The sequence below is a fragment of the Bacillus sp. 41-22 genome (assembly GCF_025809295.1).
GTDB classification, from domain to species: domain Bacteria; phylum Bacillota; class Bacilli; order Bacillales; family Bacillaceae_G; genus Bacillus_A; species Bacillus_A mycoides.
Window position 1 is genome coordinate 2879624 of sequence record NZ_CP084035.1, and the last position, 16170, is coordinate 2895793.

Annotated in this window: 19 protein-coding genes; 2 read left to right on the forward strand and 17 right to left on the reverse strand. The window is 33.9% G+C overall.

Annotation, left to right across the window (positions count from 1 at the left end; genetic code table 11):
- Positions 1-23 precede the first annotated feature (23 nt).
- The 7 genes from LCF45_RS14730 to LCF45_RS14760 all read right to left on the reverse strand — a co-directional run bounded on the left by LCF45_RS14730 (position 24) and on the right by LCF45_RS14760 (position 6608).
- Positions 24-545, reverse strand: a complete 522-nt coding sequence (locus tag LCF45_RS14730) for a hypothetical protein (RefSeq protein ID WP_002185533.1) — start codon at positions 543-545, stop codon at positions 24-26.
- A gap of 113 nt (positions 546-658) precedes the next feature.
- On the reverse strand, positions 659-2413 hold the full coding sequence (locus LCF45_RS14735) for an adenine deaminase C-terminal domain-containing protein (protein WP_263892871.1): 1755 nt from the start codon (positions 2411-2413) through the stop codon (positions 659-661).
- A gap of 366 nt (positions 2414-2779) precedes the next feature.
- On the reverse strand, positions 2780-3946 hold the full coding sequence (locus LCF45_RS14740; RefSeq protein ID WP_002127946.1) for a serine hydrolase domain-containing protein: 1167 nt from the start codon (positions 3944-3946) through the stop codon (positions 2780-2782).
- A gap of 424 nt (positions 3947-4370) precedes the next feature.
- The gene (locus LCF45_RS14745) at positions 4371-4877 is read right to left on the reverse strand and encodes a DUF3902 family protein (protein ID WP_002127948.1); all 507 of its coding nucleotides are present in this window, start codon (positions 4875-4877) and stop codon (positions 4371-4373) included.
- A 305-nt stretch (positions 4878-5182) separates the two neighbouring features.
- The gene (locus tag LCF45_RS14750; RefSeq protein WP_000583822.1) at positions 5183-5476 is read right to left on the reverse strand and encodes a putative quinol monooxygenase; all 294 of its coding nucleotides are present in this window, start codon (positions 5474-5476) and stop codon (positions 5183-5185) included.
- Positions 5477-5522: 46 nt separating this feature from the next.
- Entirely contained in the window at positions 5523-6161 is a 639-nt protein-coding gene (locus tag LCF45_RS14755; protein WP_063225766.1) for a nitroreductase family protein, read from the reverse strand.
- Between the two features lie 18 nt (positions 6162-6179).
- Complete coding sequence (locus LCF45_RS14760) at positions 6180-6608, reverse strand: MarR family winged helix-turn-helix transcriptional regulator (protein ID WP_000204168.1); 429 nt, start codon at positions 6606-6608, stop codon at positions 6180-6182.
- A 290-nt stretch (positions 6609-6898) separates the two neighbouring features.
- Here LCF45_RS14760 and tet point away from each other — a divergent pair, with 290 nt between their 5' ends.
- Positions 6899-8842 carry a tetracycline resistance ribosomal protection protein gene (tet, locus tag LCF45_RS14765; RefSeq protein WP_263892874.1) on the forward strand — a complete coding sequence of 648 codons (1944 nt, stop codon included), beginning with the start codon at positions 6899-6901 and terminating at the stop codon, positions 8840-8842.
- A 47-nt stretch (positions 8843-8889) separates the two neighbouring features.
- Here tet and LCF45_RS14770 read toward each other — a convergent pair whose 3' ends face one another.
- The 6 genes from LCF45_RS14770 to LCF45_RS14795 all read right to left on the reverse strand — a co-directional run bounded on the left by LCF45_RS14770 (position 8890) and on the right by LCF45_RS14795 (position 12552).
- A complete protein-coding gene (locus tag LCF45_RS14770; RefSeq protein WP_002127952.1) occupies positions 8890-9534 on the reverse strand; it encodes a hypothetical protein in 645 nt (214 codons plus the stop codon).
- A gap of 21 nt (positions 9535-9555) precedes the next feature.
- Positions 9556-10023, reverse strand: coding sequence for an NUDIX hydrolase (locus LCF45_RS14775; protein ID WP_002127953.1), 468 nt, complete (start codon positions 10021-10023; stop codon positions 9556-9558).
- 351 nt (positions 10024-10374) lie between these two features.
- Entirely contained in the window at positions 10375-10668 is a 294-nt protein-coding gene (locus LCF45_RS14780; RefSeq protein ID WP_263892875.1) for a YfzA family protein, read from the reverse strand.
- Positions 10669-10697: 29 nt separating this feature from the next.
- Complete coding sequence (locus tag LCF45_RS14785; RefSeq protein WP_002127955.1) at positions 10698-11315, reverse strand: ABC-2 transporter permease; 618 nt, start codon at positions 11313-11315, stop codon at positions 10698-10700.
- Positions 11303-12175 carry an ABC transporter ATP-binding protein gene (locus LCF45_RS14790; RefSeq protein WP_000432454.1) on the reverse strand — a complete coding sequence of 291 codons (873 nt, stop codon included), beginning with the start codon at positions 12173-12175 and terminating at the stop codon, positions 11303-11305. The genes LCF45_RS14785 and LCF45_RS14790 overlap by 13 nt, the downstream gene beginning before the upstream one ends.
- Positions 12163-12552, reverse strand: a complete 390-nt coding sequence (locus LCF45_RS14795; protein WP_001167593.1) for a GntR family transcriptional regulator — start codon at positions 12550-12552, stop codon at positions 12163-12165. The genes LCF45_RS14790 and LCF45_RS14795 overlap by 13 nt, the downstream gene beginning before the upstream one ends.
- Positions 12553-12747: 195 nt before the next feature.
- On the opposite strand from LCF45_RS14795, the gene LCF45_RS14800 reads away from it, so the two are divergent.
- The gene (locus LCF45_RS14800; RefSeq protein WP_003190161.1) at positions 12748-12945 is read left to right on the forward strand and encodes a hypothetical protein; all 198 of its coding nucleotides are present in this window, start codon (positions 12748-12750) and stop codon (positions 12943-12945) included.
- Between the two features lie 61 nt (positions 12946-13006).
- Here the strand turns inward: LCF45_RS14800 and LCF45_RS14805 are convergent, their stop codons facing one another.
- From LCF45_RS14805 to LCF45_RS14820, 4 genes are all read right to left on the reverse strand, one after another.
- Positions 13007-13438 carry an SMI1/KNR4 family protein gene (locus LCF45_RS14805; protein WP_000265815.1) on the reverse strand — a complete coding sequence of 144 codons (432 nt, stop codon included), beginning with the start codon at positions 13436-13438 and terminating at the stop codon, positions 13007-13009.
- A 64-nt stretch (positions 13439-13502) separates the two neighbouring features.
- The gene (locus LCF45_RS14810; RefSeq protein WP_002127960.1) at positions 13503-14528 is read right to left on the reverse strand and encodes an SDR family oxidoreductase; all 1026 of its coding nucleotides are present in this window, start codon (positions 14526-14528) and stop codon (positions 13503-13505) included.
- Between the two features lie 293 nt (positions 14529-14821).
- Positions 14822-15121, reverse strand: a complete 300-nt coding sequence (locus LCF45_RS14815; protein WP_000361375.1) for a hypothetical protein — start codon at positions 15119-15121, stop codon at positions 14822-14824.
- 79 nt (positions 15122-15200) lie between these two features.
- Entirely contained in the window at positions 15201-16151 is a 951-nt protein-coding gene (locus LCF45_RS14820) for a serine hydrolase domain-containing protein (RefSeq protein ID WP_002127961.1), read from the reverse strand.
- Positions 16152-16170 lie beyond the last annotated feature (19 nt).

Below are 16170 nucleotides of genomic sequence, written 5' to 3' on the forward strand. Positions count from 1 at the left end.
TCCCCTTCAAGATTTTCGTTATCTCATTTCATATTATGGTACTCATTTCTCTTTTTCAGATAATCTTTTTCACATTGTAACGGTTTGTATTCCACGATTTTCCCTTGCTTCTTTTTCGTTTCGGTAACAATCCATTCCCCTTTTTCAAGGTTTAAGCGTTTCATTACATTAGTATCGTCAATTTCTTTATAAAGTAAAAATGCTTCTTGCGCCCTCACAAACAACCTAGGCTCTCCTCTATATCCACCACTATCATAAATTTTAGTTAGTGAATTATAATAAGAATCATCAACCCGCCCACCATACATCAAATGTGCAGCCTCTAGATCTCTTTTGCTGACTTCCATAAAACTATTTTCATCAATATTTAAATCAAACGTAGATATGATGTCATTCATAATGTTTTTCACATACTTTTCATCACGCATTTTACTTTCTTCCAGACAATCTGAAGATAACCTTGGTGCATTTGACTGAGAATGTACCACATGCTGTATAGATACGCACAAAATAAATACACTTAAAACATACAATAGTTTTTTCATATTTAAGTATCACCTCAAATGATTTAGATACTATATTATTTGAGGCTTAGGATATTCTTATGCTAAGAATGAGAAAGGTCCTATAAAATAGACTTTTTATAGGGCCTTTCCTTTTAATATTGATTTATCAGTTTCATCGGCGAAGCAAGTACCTTACTACTTTTCACATCATATAATCCTATAGGCGTTACTCGTATAAAAGGCAAGTGCGTCGCAGAAAAGAATAAAATCGTAAATGCCGGATCGTCATACGCGTAGCCACGCTCTTGTAGCAATTTCACCATCTGTTTTTCTTCCTGTATTAATTCACTCATTTTTAAATTAGACATAATCCCGAGCAATGGTAATGCAATTTCGTGTAACACTTCATTTCTTTCCGCTATTACCATTCCCCCGCCAAGCTCTTTTACTCTATGAAAAGCTGTAAGCATATCTTCTTTCCTTTTTCCAATAAGAATGATGTCACCTGTACCAGAATAAGAGCTAGCAAGACCTCCTAATCCATTCGCAAAACCTTTCACAACTGTATTCACTCGCCAAGTGCCATCACGAGCAATCATCATAAGGAAACATTCATCATGCTCAATAGAAAGTTCTTCACCGTTTAAGTCGATTTCAGTTACATATGGTTTTGAAATAACATCATTTAATAATTTTATACCTGTTGTTTCAGAAAAAATCATATCTTCTTTCTTTAAAGACCAGTCTAATGATAATGGAGTTACTTTGAATTTACTCCAGTCTATATGTAATGATGCATTTTTGTTTATTCCGTCACGCTTCATCCATTTCCCCTTTGCAATTACACTTATTGGAATCGGATTTTCTTTACTTTCCAAAATATTAATATTTGCAATTCTTCCTGTCGCGATCGCGCCGTGTAAATGCTCCATATTATAATAACGAGCAATGTTATAGCTTGCCATATTATAGGCATCAATTACTGGTATTCCTTGCTTTATCGCGATTTCTATCATCCTATTCGTCATTCCGTTTTCATAAAATGACGGATGTGAACCATCTGTTGTGAACATGAATCTATCAAATTGCTTGACACCTAATTCCAGCAATTCTTTCAGTAAAACTTCTAAATCTGGACGGATAGAAGAGTTTCTAAGAGTAACGGTGTAACCTTGCATAAGGCGTGTTAATGCTTCCTGTCCTGTCATCGCTTCATGATCGCAATCAGCACCTAGTAACTTTAACTTCGCTAACGTTGATTCAGACGCACCGGGAAAATGACCTTCTACTTTTTTCTGTAACCGCTTTGTTTCCTGCACCCAATTTAACATTTCATCATCGCCATGTAATAGTTTCGGCCATGCTGTTAACTCGCCGCCCTGAAGAACATCTTCATGCTTCAGCCATTCCATTATTTCTTCACTATTAAATAAAGATTCCCCATTCTGTAGTTCAGTCTGTCCATCGAAACGACACCACCAATACATACTTGCTGGAATCTTTTTAAATTCATCTAATAAACGAAACGCTACTTCCCGTTGTAATGTGAAAAACAAAGTTAAATTATCATTAATGAAAGTTGTTGTACCAAATTGCATCGCATGATTTGCTAAAGTTTCAGGATTATATAATTGATATGGATGTGCATGCGGTTCTATGTAACTAGGAACTACATACTTTCCATCACAATCAATGACTTCACATTCGTGTAGTTGCTCTGGTAGTTTTTCTCCTACATATATAATGCGGTCATCATAGATCCAAATATTTGCTTGCACCCACTCGCGCATATAGGAATTTAAATATGTTGCATTCTTGAATAAAATGTGCGGGCTTCTTGTGCCATCTATTACTTCAACATGTTCTCGTAATTGTGTGTTACTCCATCTAAACTGATTTTGTCCCAATGTATTTCACTCCACATCAATTTACTTTTATTTATTAAAACAAAAATAATTAACTAACTAAAGTATTATCCATTCCTAACTCCCCTGTATATCCCCTATACTCTTTATTATATGGAATGATTACAAAAATAACAATTTTCAAAATTTATAATATATCTCTTTGATCCAAAATAAAAAAGATGTCATGCAACTGACATCTTTTTTATACTAGACTATAAGATTGAATTACACTTGTATCCGTATTTATGTTCTACATATACTTGATTGCTGCCATACCATGAATGCTAATACTGTCCTTATTTGCAAAATTAAAAAGCATCTCTTTTATTTACAACTAAAGCCGGATTCCATTCGCTTTCTTTTCATCTATTTCTTAAATTCAACTTGCATCATTTTATTAAACTGTGTTAAAATATCAATCGCACCTAAAGAGTTAATACTGACAGCCAATGTATGTTTGCCTCCAATTACTCCGCCAACAAAAGTTGTAAATCCAGGAATCGACCCTCCATGACCCCAAATTGAAACACCATTTGAAAGTTTCGTCTCATAGATCCCAAGACCATATCCATCACCAAGACCTTTTCCTTCTATAGGAACTGTAGTAAGCATTTCTTTTAGCTCGCGTTCTTTCAGTAACTTACCACCGAGTAAAGATGCAAAGAACGTATTTAAATCGTCCGCATTTGAAATCATATCTCCAGCTGCATTAGCTAAACTCGGATTATAATACGTCATGTCTTTCAATTCACTTGTTTCGTCTATTTTCATATACCCACGAGCATGATCCTTTCCTGGAATAACGGGTGAATTCCCTGGTAAAAACGTATTTGACAGATCCAAAGGTTCAATAATTCGTTTTTCAATTTCTTCTGCATAACTATTGCCACTTATTTTTTCAATAAGCATTCCCAATATTACGTATCCTGTGTTTGAATACGCCCATCCTTTACCTGGCGAAAAATCTGGGGGTAGAGAAAGTCCTATTTTCACTATTTCTTCTGCTGTATACGTTTTTCTCGAATTCATTATGTCAGCGTCTTTTGACTTTAAATATTCAGCTATACCACTCGTATGATTCAAAAGTTGACGTATCGTAATTTGATTGCCATCATACCCATTTCCTTGAATGAGACCCGGTAGCCACTTTTCAATTGGATCGTCAAGTTGCACGCGATTTTCTCCTACTAATTGAAGAACAGTCGTAGCGGTAAAAGTCTTCGTCACACTCCCAATCCGAAAACGATAATCCGATTTCATTGTTTTCTTTGTATTTAAATCCGCGACGCCAGCAGTATAACTACTAATCTTTCCATTGTTAGACGTCTTCGCTAATATTCCTGGGGTTCCAAGCTGTACTGTTTCCTGCATTACTTGTTTCCAACCATTCCGATTCTTTTGATCATGTGATTGTGACGGACTAGATAAATTTTGAACAGACTCTGCTTTCACAGTAAAACCTGGTGTGAATAGAGTAGTACCCGCTAATAAAACTGCCAAACTTGCTAACTTAATTGAATTACATTTTTTCATAAGACTCCCTCTCCTCTATTAATATAGGATTAATTCAAGTTATACTTTAATCCTATATGATAAAACTCTCTTTTTTCTTATCCATTCCTTACGAAATACTTACGTTCAAATTTTGATACGATAAACTGAGAAAGAGCTATGCATGAAAATAAAAAGGGCATATAAAATAAGGACAGCCACTTAACTGCCCTTATTTTCATTTCACCTCGTCTTTATTATTTTTAAGATGATTCATTAATTGTGTTCGTTTCAAAGGTACATATATGTTTGTTCCAATAACATATCTTTTTCCCAATCGAATTATCTTATAAATTTAAGGAGTTCATATTAAGATTAACAATAAAAAAGAACGTGTTTTCAATTTATCAGAACACGTTCTCTTACATACTTAAAACCCTATATCAACTTTTTATTTCATTCACTTTTACCATCCTGCACTAGCGTTCATGCCATTTCCAATAATAGTAAGAAATAGTGGCCACAATACTGGTCCTAACGTAAGCAGTAAATTTAGAAGTATAAGTAATCTATATACCCCGGGGAAATTTTGATCTTTACGATTTACAAATACTAAAATAACTAATAATATTATGGTCGTTAAAAATAAAAGTAGAGTTAGCAACCAATACCAAACCATTAAACTGAGACTCCATGGTGTTAATAGCTCGTGTATTATACCAAATATGATTCCTAATACTCCAAAACTAAAGGTAGTAACTGTTGATTTTATAAGCACTATATTTAATGTTTTTTCGTATGTATTTTTACAATACAAATCTATTAAAGTGTATAAAGATAAATATGCCATTAATACACCTATCCAAGACAATAACCAGTCTCCGCCTCCTCTAAATAACATGAACAGCAACCAACACATCCCTACTGCAGAAAAAGCAAAGGAAATAAGTATGCTTTTCAATACCGGTTTCATTATATTTTCACACCCTTAAAAATAAATTATAAGTTTTTACTAAACTCATGTAATTTTTTATTAACATGCTACCCATTAATCGTTTAGCTCTAACGTATCCTTTTTTCATTCTATATTAATAAAACAAAGATATACTCATGAACAATTAAAGAAGCAATACTCTACAAAGAGTTCCATATAGCTTGTATATTCTTTTTCCATTGGTAGAGATATTAAAAAATTAAGTATACATTAACATGCAATTAAATATAAGTAAATAAAAAAGATGACCTCAGCATACGCCAAAGTCATCTTCTATAACCATATTATTTTACTAGTTCACCGCTATAAACCTTTATATCAAGCGGAGCAGTTAAAAACTGTGATGCTTTACTAACGAAAGATGTGAAGTGTTCACTCGTATTATGACTCGCAACTGCTGCTTCATCTTTCCATACTTCTACCATCGTATAAACACTTTCTTTTTCAGTATCTTTATATAAATCGTAAGATACATTTCCACTTTCTTCTCTTGAACCATGAAGTAGTGGCTGAATTTCTTCTAAAAATGATTGTTGTTTTGCTGGATCTACTTGAAATATTGCGTGAATAATAATCATGGTGTTTCCCCTCTCATATCTCACTTATTTCTGTTTTTTTATAAAATTACTTCCACTCAGCAACTTTTTCAATTGGAAGACGTACTGATGGATAACCACTGTCAGCAGCTTTTCCGATTGAAATTAACATAACTGGTACGTGACGCTCTTTGTCTAATCCGAAAGCTTCTGCGATTTGGTCTTTTTCAAATCCACCAATTGGGCAAGTATCATAGCCGTGAGCACGTGCTGCTAACATAAATTGCATCGCTACAAGACCACCGTCAATTAGTACAGTATCTTTCATTACTTCTGGTGTAACCATTGAGAAGTAACCTGAAAGTTTTTTCATTTGATCTTCTTTTACTTCAGCTGGCATAAGTCCGCGCTCTACTGCTGTACCGTAAATTTCTTCTGCGTTATCAAAGTTGTTTAAGTCACCAAATACAGCAATCATCGCTGAAGATGTTTCTACTTGAGATTGATTGAATTTTGCAAGTGGAGCCAGTGTTGCTTTTGCTTCGTCACTTTCAATAACAAGGAATCTCCATGGTTGCATGTTTACTGAAGATGGTGCAAGTGTTGCTTCTGTAAGAATTTCTGTCATTTCTTCTTTGCTAATTTTTACTGAAGGATCGTACTTACGAATTGAACGACGTCCTGTTAAAATTTCGTTAAAATCATTTGTTTTTACTAAGTTAGTCATGGTTGTATTCTCCCTTTTTTAAAGTTCTTTTATATTTTCTTGAATGCGGTCTAACATCGTTAAAAGATTGTCGCGTTCTTCTTCACTTAATCCTTTAAATGCTGAAGTAGCGAAACGCTCTTTTTCCTCTTGATACACTTGAATTTTATTTCGCCCCTCTTCTGTAAGAGAAACTAACGTAATTCTGTTATCATCTGGATTTTTACGTCTTGTAATCATTCCGTTTGCTTCCAGCTGTTTTAAATGCCTCGTAATCGCGGCATTATCAATATTCACTTCTTGCTGAAGTGCTTTTTGACTAATTTCATCTACTTCATATAACTGAAGTATAAGCTCTAGTCTAGATTGACTCATACCCGTACACCCTTCAAACTTCGAACTTACTTCTTTATTTAGAAAGTGTAATTTATATAAAATTATTGCTTCTTTTGAGCATGAACTTGTCAAATTACCCCTCCTTTACATGCAAAACAAAAATATTTGATGTATCAATAGTTGATATGTCAATTAATATAATCTATATCGATTTATAATGCAAGCATTTTGTTTTCACTATTTATTTTTTTAAAATTCGTCTATTAATATTTTTCCAAAATAAGACGTTTTATGACGTTACAAAAAATGTAAATTACATTATAATAGTAATAATTCAAATGACTGGAGAGTGATTGTAATGCGGCAATACACAAATAGAAATGAGGAAATGAACATGGAAAATGAAATGAGGATATTTATATATGACAACAATAAATATAGGGATTGTCGCGCACGTAGACGCTGGCAAGACGAGTTTGACTGAGCGAATTCTTTATGAGACGAATGTGATTAAAGAAATTGGCCGAGTAGATAGTGGTAATACGCAAACTGACTCAATGGAATTAGAAAGACAACGCGGAATTACGATTAAAGCATCTGTCGTTTCTTTCTTTATTGATGATTTAAAAGTAAATGTTATTGATACACCTGGACATGCTGATTTTATCGCTGAAGTGGAGCGATCATTCCGCGTTTTAGACGGTGCGATTTTAGTTATCTCTGCCGTTGAAGGTGTGCAAGCACAAACGAAGATTTTAATGCGGACATTACAGAAATTAAACATACCTACTATATTATTTGTTAATAAAATAGACCGTAGTGGCGCAAATACTGAAAAAGTTGTGAAACAAATAAAAGAGCTTCTTTCAAATGAAGCATCCCCCTTCTACTCTGTAGAAAACGAAGGTACAAAGGACGCTCGGATTATTGAATATAAATCCTATGACGATTGTATTGAACGATTAGCACCATTTAACGAATCATTGCTTGAGTCATATGTAAATAACGAAATAATACCGGATGCACTATTAAGAAAAGAACTCGAAAAGCAAATACAGCAAGCAAATGTGTTTCCTATCTTTTTTGGTTCAGCAATGACAGGTATAGGAGTAACTGAATTACTTAAAAATATTTCAGCCTTAATTCCAGCTACTAAATCGGCACAAGATGAAACATTATCCGGTGTTGTTTTTAAAATTGAACGTGAATCTTCTGGCGAAAAGATTGCTTACGTAAGACTATTTTCTGGTTGTTTACACGTTAGAAAATATGTTGATATACAGCGTGGAGAGTCTCTACCACATAAGGAAAAGATTAAAAAAATGTGCATGTTTCATAATGGAGATGCCGTTCAATCTTCTACTGTTCAAAGCGGAGAGTTTTGCAAAGTGTGGGGACTTACGAATATTAAAATTGGTGATATTATCGGTAAGCGGACGGATTATATAAAGGATATTCACTTTGCCGAACCACAAATGGAAGCTGCTATTGAAGCAGTGCCTAAAGAACGAATTCATGATTTATACGCTGCACTTATGGAGCTATGCGAAGAAGATCCTCTCATTAAGGTTTGGAAAGACAATGTTCATAATGAACTATACATTCGCCTTTTCGGTGAAGTGCAAAAAGAAGTTATTGAAACAACACTTTATGAAAAATACCGTCTACAAGTTACCTTTTCAAACACGCGAGTTGTATGTATTGAAAAACCAATTGACTTAGGGAATAGCGTTGAAGTAATGGGTGAAAAAGAAAATCTTTTTTACGCAACAATTGGGTTCAAAGTTGAACGTGGCGCGCTTAACTCTGGCATAACGTATAACTTAGGTGTTGAACTTGGATCACTGCCTTTAGCATTTCATAAAGCGATTGAAGATACAGTATTTCAAACGTTAAAACAAGGTTTATTTGGATGGGAAGTTACGGACATTATCGTCACATTAACACATACCGGCTATGCCAGTCCTGTTACAACAGCGAGTGACTTTAGAAATTTAACACCGCTCGTATTAATGGATGCTTTAAAACAAGCCAAAACATTTGTATTTGAACCAATAAATGAATTTGAATTAACTGTTCCAGAGCACGCAATTAGTACCGCAATGTATAAACTAGCTGCTATCCCAGCAACTTTTGCAGAGCCTACGTTGCATAATGATTCTTACCATTTAACAGGATCATTACCTGTTGCAAAAACAGAGGATTTTAAACGAATGCTCCATTCATTTACTGAAGGAGAAGGTATCTTCACAACGAAGCCATCTGGTTACAATAAACTGAAGGCTCCCTTCCCTACTCGAAAACGTGTTGACTTTAATCCGCTAAATCGGAAGGATTATTTGCTTCGTGTTTTGAAGGCTTATTAAATAAAAAAGAGGTGCCATTCGCACCTCTTTTTGCATGTATTGATAGGTTAGTTTTTCCTAACAACTTCTTTAAGTTTTTCTATTATTTTTGCTATCGCTTCAATCGAATTCTCGGTTTCAAATTCTCCAACATTTACAGAATGGTTAGCGTTTTTGACAACTTCAATCTGTAAATTCGTTTTATGTAACTGATTTATTTGATTTGCATTATATTGATGATCTTTATCTCCAATTACTAAAAGCCCTTCGTGATGACTATGTAAGATCGAATCAAAAATAGAATCAAAAGTTAGTAATGGTGTAAGCAACATCATTTTTGACCGTAAAAATTCTTCTCTCTTCATTAAATCATTCGCAATTGGAATCGTTCCAAGTGATTTCCCTAAAAACATAGTATAGTTGTACTGCTCATTTTGTGTTACTTCATTCATTATTGGATTAATATCATCCATCATTATTTTCGTTATTTCTTCCATTGGTTTTTCCATTAATTGTCCATCGTAGGAATAATGAATATGTACTACATCTATTTTATTTTCAAGCATAAGCATCGTTGCATAATAGAATAATGGTTTATCATAATTGTAACCGGAACCTGAAAACATAAAACAAACCGTATTAGAACCTTTTTCGATATGTGTGTAACGAATGACTTTGTCGTCTATATGTATTTCCTTTTTAGTCCCCTTCACCGTTTCCCCCTCCAAACACGTTTACTTTTGTAAAACGATATGTTCTGTATGAACTGATACATCCTTTACTTTATCTTTTATAAACGCTGGCTGTAAGTTATATGCATGTAACTCTTCTACCGGCACCCACTTAAATAAATATTTTCTACCTTCTTCTTCAAGAATATATTGATCCGCCCCATTTGCAGGTAATTCATGCAATTCTACTTCATAATAAAAACTAATCTCATGAAACTTTCGCTCAGAAAGTGTAAAGAAGTTTTCTACTGACCATATTAATCTCTTCACTTCAATAGGTACGCCTAGTTCTTCTGCAAGCTCTCGTTTTAATGCATCTTCACTATTTTCTAGCATTTTCACTCTTCCGCCTGGTACGTACCAATACTCTTCACCTTCATCTTGAAGGATAAGTATTTTACTACCTTGTTTACAAATTGCTCCGACTCGGTAATTAAAACATTTTTCCTCTACTTTAAACGTAAGATCCACAACAAACCCCTCCAATGTATCATTACAAAACTATTATGTATGTGCTGTACAAATAAGATTACTAAATTTTTCTATTTCATTCAATTATTTTTTAACTTTCCAAAAACAATACGCATCATTTGTCATCACAAGTATAAATACATATGTCACAATCACTGCACACACTAGAGAAGCATTATGGGGGACGAATGGAAACATTGTCAATACATAAAACTGAAAAATCAAATAATTTCTAAGGAATCATTATAAAAGATAAAGTAAAACTTCAATAAATGGAGTTTTTATCTTTCCCCTATTGTTTTTAAATATTGTTAAGACATTATTAAAAAAGACGCAAGGTCAACTTATGTGCTAATTAATTCTTTTTCTAGAAAAAGCGTCTTTTATTGCACTTGTTAATACATTTAGGAATAATAAAATAGCCATAACTACCGTTAATACGTTAAATTGCTTTGTTTTATAAGGAGCGAACCATTCCGTAAAGAACTCTGAATTAACGAGACGCTCCCCAACTCCTCCTTCCTTGAAGTTCAGTATCCACGAATTCATATCAAGGATGATAAAAATTAGTTGCATAACGAAAAATGCTCCAAGAGTTTTCAGCCAATTTCGTATTCGAATAGGACGCCCTTTTTTTGATGTCATTTAAATGATCCTCCTTTTAGAACTTGCTATTAAAGAGCCTTGTTCTGATAGATACGAATAGATAATATCCATGAAACCCCATAGCACCCCACTGCTATGACAGCAAATATAAGAAATAATTTCAAATCTGAAATCTCTTTTAAAAAGGTCAGTACGCCATTAGCATATTTATTTAATAAATATGGAGTATTTCGCATTAAATATATAACTCCAATAGATAAAAGTATAAAAACTGGTACAAGTGTTTTCACTTTAAATGCAACAAAAAATGGGATGTAAAATGCAGTAATCAGCATGACTGCCAAGAAGCCTAGGATGTAACTTTCTAAGGAAAGTTGAAATTCCATGCTGTCTAAAATGAAATATTTTCCAACTAAACAAAATGGGATGATTACTATTGTAAAAAATAAGGTTCCAACGTATTTTGAACTTATAATTTCCTTCCTAGTATACGGTAATGAGTTTACTAAAATATTAGCATTATCTTTATCATCAGATTGATATGTGTTAATTACAAAAACGGCACTACAAATGATTATGACATATGCTACATCCATGCCGGCCCACAAATAGGTAACTAGAAATAAGAGATAAGCAGGTAAAAAAGTTTTTTGTAAAATCAAATCCTTTTTAATTAAATTAAGCATCTTGACTCCCCCTTTTTCATGAAATACATAATATCCTCTAAACTTGGTTTTTCAATCACCACTTCTTTATTAAATAAAGTTTCGATAGAATTTACATTTTCAATCAATCCCTCGAAACCTGTATTTGCCTTACATACAGATATAAATTCACGCTCGGTATCAAAATCTAACATATCTAGTGGTCCTTTGACCAAAATATAATCTTCTGCAATGGCATAAATATCTTTTGTAAAAATATGCTTCCCATTTTGAATAAATGTAATATAATCGGCAATGCGGTCTAAATCCGTTGTAATATGAGATGAGAAAAAGATAGTTTTCTCACCATCCTGCATAATATTTTGTAAAACATCCAATAATTCTCTTCTAAATACCGGATCGAGTCCGGAAGTAGGCTCATCCATAATAATTAGTTCAGCATGATGTGAAAGGGCAATTGCAAGAGAGGCTTTCATTTTCATTCCTTTGGAGAATGTTTTCATTTTTTTATTTAATGGTAATTCGAACAGATCTTTATAATATGTAAATTGGTTAAAATCCCATTTTTTATAAGCAGGCGCAATAATTTTAGTAATTTCCTTTAATGTGAGTTCATCATAAAACACATTATCGTCATAAACGAAACCAATTCTTTCTTTAATTCGCTTCGCATCAGTCGAATAGTTCATGCCAAATAAGGAGACATTTCCACTATCCGGGTTCATTAGATTCATAATCATTTTAATCGTTGTAGATTTACCTGATCCATTCCCCCCAATAAAACCCGTAACAAATCCTTTTTTTACTTCCATCGAAAAATTTTTAATTTGAAATCCTTTAAAAGATTTACTGACATTTTGAAGTTCTATTACGTTTTCCAAGAGTTTTCCTCCTCGTATAAAATTGTAAGCATTTCTTTTAGATCATTTAAAGAAACATCCATTTGTTTAGCATTTTGAATCGCTTCACACAACTTTTCTTCAACTGTCTTTAATTTTTTTTCTTTCATAGTTTCAATGTTTTGTTCTGCTACAAAGGACCCCCTTCCGACAATTGAATAAATAAAACCGTCTTTTTCCAGTTCTTCATATGCTCTTTTCGTTGTAATAATACTTACTCTTAAATCTTTTGCTAACTGACGCATTGAAGGAAGAGCATCTCCTTGCTTTAAATCACCTAGTAAAATAAGTTTTTTTATTTGGACACCAATTTGTTCATAAATAGGTTCCTTTGAAGTGTTCGTAATAACGATTTGCATGCAAGTACCTCTTTTTAAAAATATTGTATATATACTTTATATACAATATATACTATCGTACATTGTAAATCAACAGAAAATTTCCAAAATATAGTCACAAACACAATCTAATAATAAATGTAATTCATACAACTTATTTATACGGGTCTTCCTCGTATTTGCTCGATTTTGAGGTGGAGGTCTTACTGCTATCTAATGCGGTATAAAGACTACGTTGTGTTTTACGGAGAAATTGGCACAGCTGATAGTGTGAAAGCAAAAGAGTTTGAAACAGAAGAACAATCTGAGGAAGTTGATATCAAGTTAGACTGGTATGAAGGTGACGAGGAAGGATTGAAAAAGATGTTTCCTATGCTATGGGAAATGTATGGAGAAAGACCGATTGAGTGGTAGATTTATATACGAAAAACGCCTTGTTTCTTTATTAACAAGGCGTTTTTTCTTGATACTATGTTTAAATTGTTATCTTTCCACTCTCCCACCACACCATAAAAATCTTTAAAGAAGGCGCAACCCACGTTCTGCTATCATTTTCATGGTTCCATACATATATATCATCTCTTTGCACTATTCCATTCAAAATGGAATAGCCAAACAAATCACCATTTCCGCCATCAGCAAAAAATAATAAACAGTCAAAAGGCATATATAAATCTTTAAAATCAACTATATTTCTCATATTCATATTTTCAATTTTAATTTTTGAGGCATCCCAAATAAATTGTCCATATTCACCTTCTATACCATTTGTTTCCTGTAATAATTGATATAAATCATTCGGTAACTCCAACTGCAAATTTTTTTGAACTTCAGCGAGTTCATCCTTCGTAGCGGGATTTTTCAAACTTAAGTTTGATGAAATACTGCGAATGGTATTTTTCCACATAACCTTTTTCCTCCTTGCGGTCCCTTATGTTCAATCCAGTATATACAATGTGGCTCCTCTAAATTTATTGATACCACTTTTCTAACAAATCCTTCTCCCTCTCGCCTGAAATACCTGCTTTTAATTCCCATTCGTCCATACTCTTCATCCACGCATACACGTCTGTAACAGTATCTTCTAACCTTCTAAAAGTAAGACCCTCTTTAACTGCGCTCTCTATATTAATAGAGAATCCACCTTTCCACGGATCTGTTTCACCTTCTAATGAAAAAGTTTCTGGAAGCCACAATGGCATTTCCGTCCATGGCTGTACTTTATTCTCATGCATAAACGATTCATCAACCCAAACGAATGCAGCGTCGCTATTCGTAACCTTTTTACTCATATTTAATAGCTCTTCCATCGTCAGCTCATCTTTCGGACCCGTTACATTAAATGTACCTACTTTATTGTTTTCTGCCATGTTTAGTCCAAAGCTTGCGACGTCTTTTATATCAACGAACTGCACTGGACGGTCTTTCCTTCCTGGAACTAACACTTTTCCTCCCTTTGCTACGCGCTGAATCCAGTATGGAAGCCGATCTGTATAATCAAACATTCCTGAAAGAAGTCCTGCTCTTACATGTAAAACACGCCCCGGCCAATACTTCTCTGCTTCTTTTTCACATAATACTTTAAGCGCACCGTAATACTCATAAGGAGATATTTCACCATTCTCTACAGCTTTTACCTTATCACTTGGTGGTTCAGGTAGTAATTTATAATCTTCTTTTATGTGATGCGGGATCCAATCTTTATATACGGAAAGGCTTGAGATGAATGTATAGTGCTTTATATTATCTTTAAGTACTTCTCCTACATTCCTAATGTGATGAGGAGAAAATCCACATGTATCTATGACCATATCCCATTTTCGATTTTCTAAACTTGAAACATCATCAGTTCTATCACCAATTAACTGCTCCACTTCAGGAAAAATTTCTTTATTTGTTCCACGATTGAATAATGTAACTTCATGCCCTCTATTCAGAGCCTCTTCTACGAAAGCCCTTCCTAAAAAACGTGTACCGCCCAGTATTAGAATCTTCATTCTTTTTCCCCCATTCAATCAAGCGCATGATTAAAAACCTTTTCTTTTGTTTAACGATTTTCCCTTGTAAAAAGTTACGGGTATTTTTCATTTTTTTCTATAGTTAATATAACGTCATCCAAATTTGCAACTTGTGACATAACTTTTTATCGAATTCGACAGTAATGAAGACGATAAAGAGGGGTTGAAAAATATTTCAACTAAGTCATAGTGATAAGTACACATCTACGAAAATACTTATTTATACGAGCAATGCTCCTGTCAATTTGGCAGGAGCATTGTTTTTTCAACCTCTATTTACTTTTATATACTTGAATTGAAATGATCGAAATTAAACTGAGCAACCCCATAAATAAACAAGTCGCGCCTAGAATTGTATAAGAATTTCCGTATCCTTGTAATAAAGCTAAATACGTACTTGTATCCATATGACCGCCCTGCTCTGCAACAGATTCACTTGTTGCCTTACTCCCCATTTCTGGTGCATTTATTAGTACATACACACCGATAATAGCTACTAAAGCTGAAATGATTTCTACAACATTAGACTTTGTCATCATACCCTCACCTTTCAAACAACGTCTTTTATCCATCTAGTGAAATCTCTTACTTATATATAATAGCAAAAAATATGGTACAAAATTCCAATTCATACCATATTTTAAACTAAATTTAATTATTTGACTGTACACTAGAAAGAATATATTTTGAAATTAGCTCCCCCCATATATCCTTCGCTTCCGGTATAATCTCAGATGCAATCGCCACCACCAATTCCTTCTCCGGAATACAACAAATCATATTCCCACCATCACCCATGGCACAGTATGAAAAGACCCCATCTTCTTCTCGTAACCACCATAAGTAACCGTATTGATTTGAATTCATCGCTATTGATTCTTGTACCCACGATTTTGAAAGAATTTCCTTTCCATTATGAATACCTTCATTCAAATACATCTGTCCAAACTTAGCCATATCTTTAACTGTTAACGTTAGTCCCCAGCCGCCCGTCGAAATACCATTTGGATCGTGAACCCATCCTTTCACATCTTTTCCGAATAAGTCATCGAATTCAAAAGATTTCATATTGTAGTTTGGAATTTCTCTCATGCCAAGCGGCTGAAATAAGTATTCATTCGCAAATTCACGCGCACTTTTTCCTGTTGCGCTCGTAATAATTGCTGATAATAAATGAGCTCCTGCAGATGAATATTTAAAAAATCCAATTTCTCCGCCTTTCCCTACCCTATTTAACGTATACTGCACCCAATCCTTTTGTGTGCATAATTCTTCTAACGGTTCCTGCCAATCTACGAAAGGATGTGGCGCTGTCATTGTAAGAAGGTGTCGTACTGTTATTTCAGATGAATTACAATTATATTCTGGGAAAAATTCTATTACTTTTTGATCAACGCTCTTTATATACCCTTTATCTACACATATCCCAATTAACGCGGAGATTATCGTCTTTGTGACAGATGCTACATGACGTGCATCATCTGGACCGTAACCATTATAATAATTTTCAAAAGTAACATTACCTTTTTGTACAACGAATACACCATTTATATTTTTATAGTTTTCTTTTATAGTCCAATCTAACTGTTCAGCAGTTTTCATCGTTCTTCCCCCTTAATCT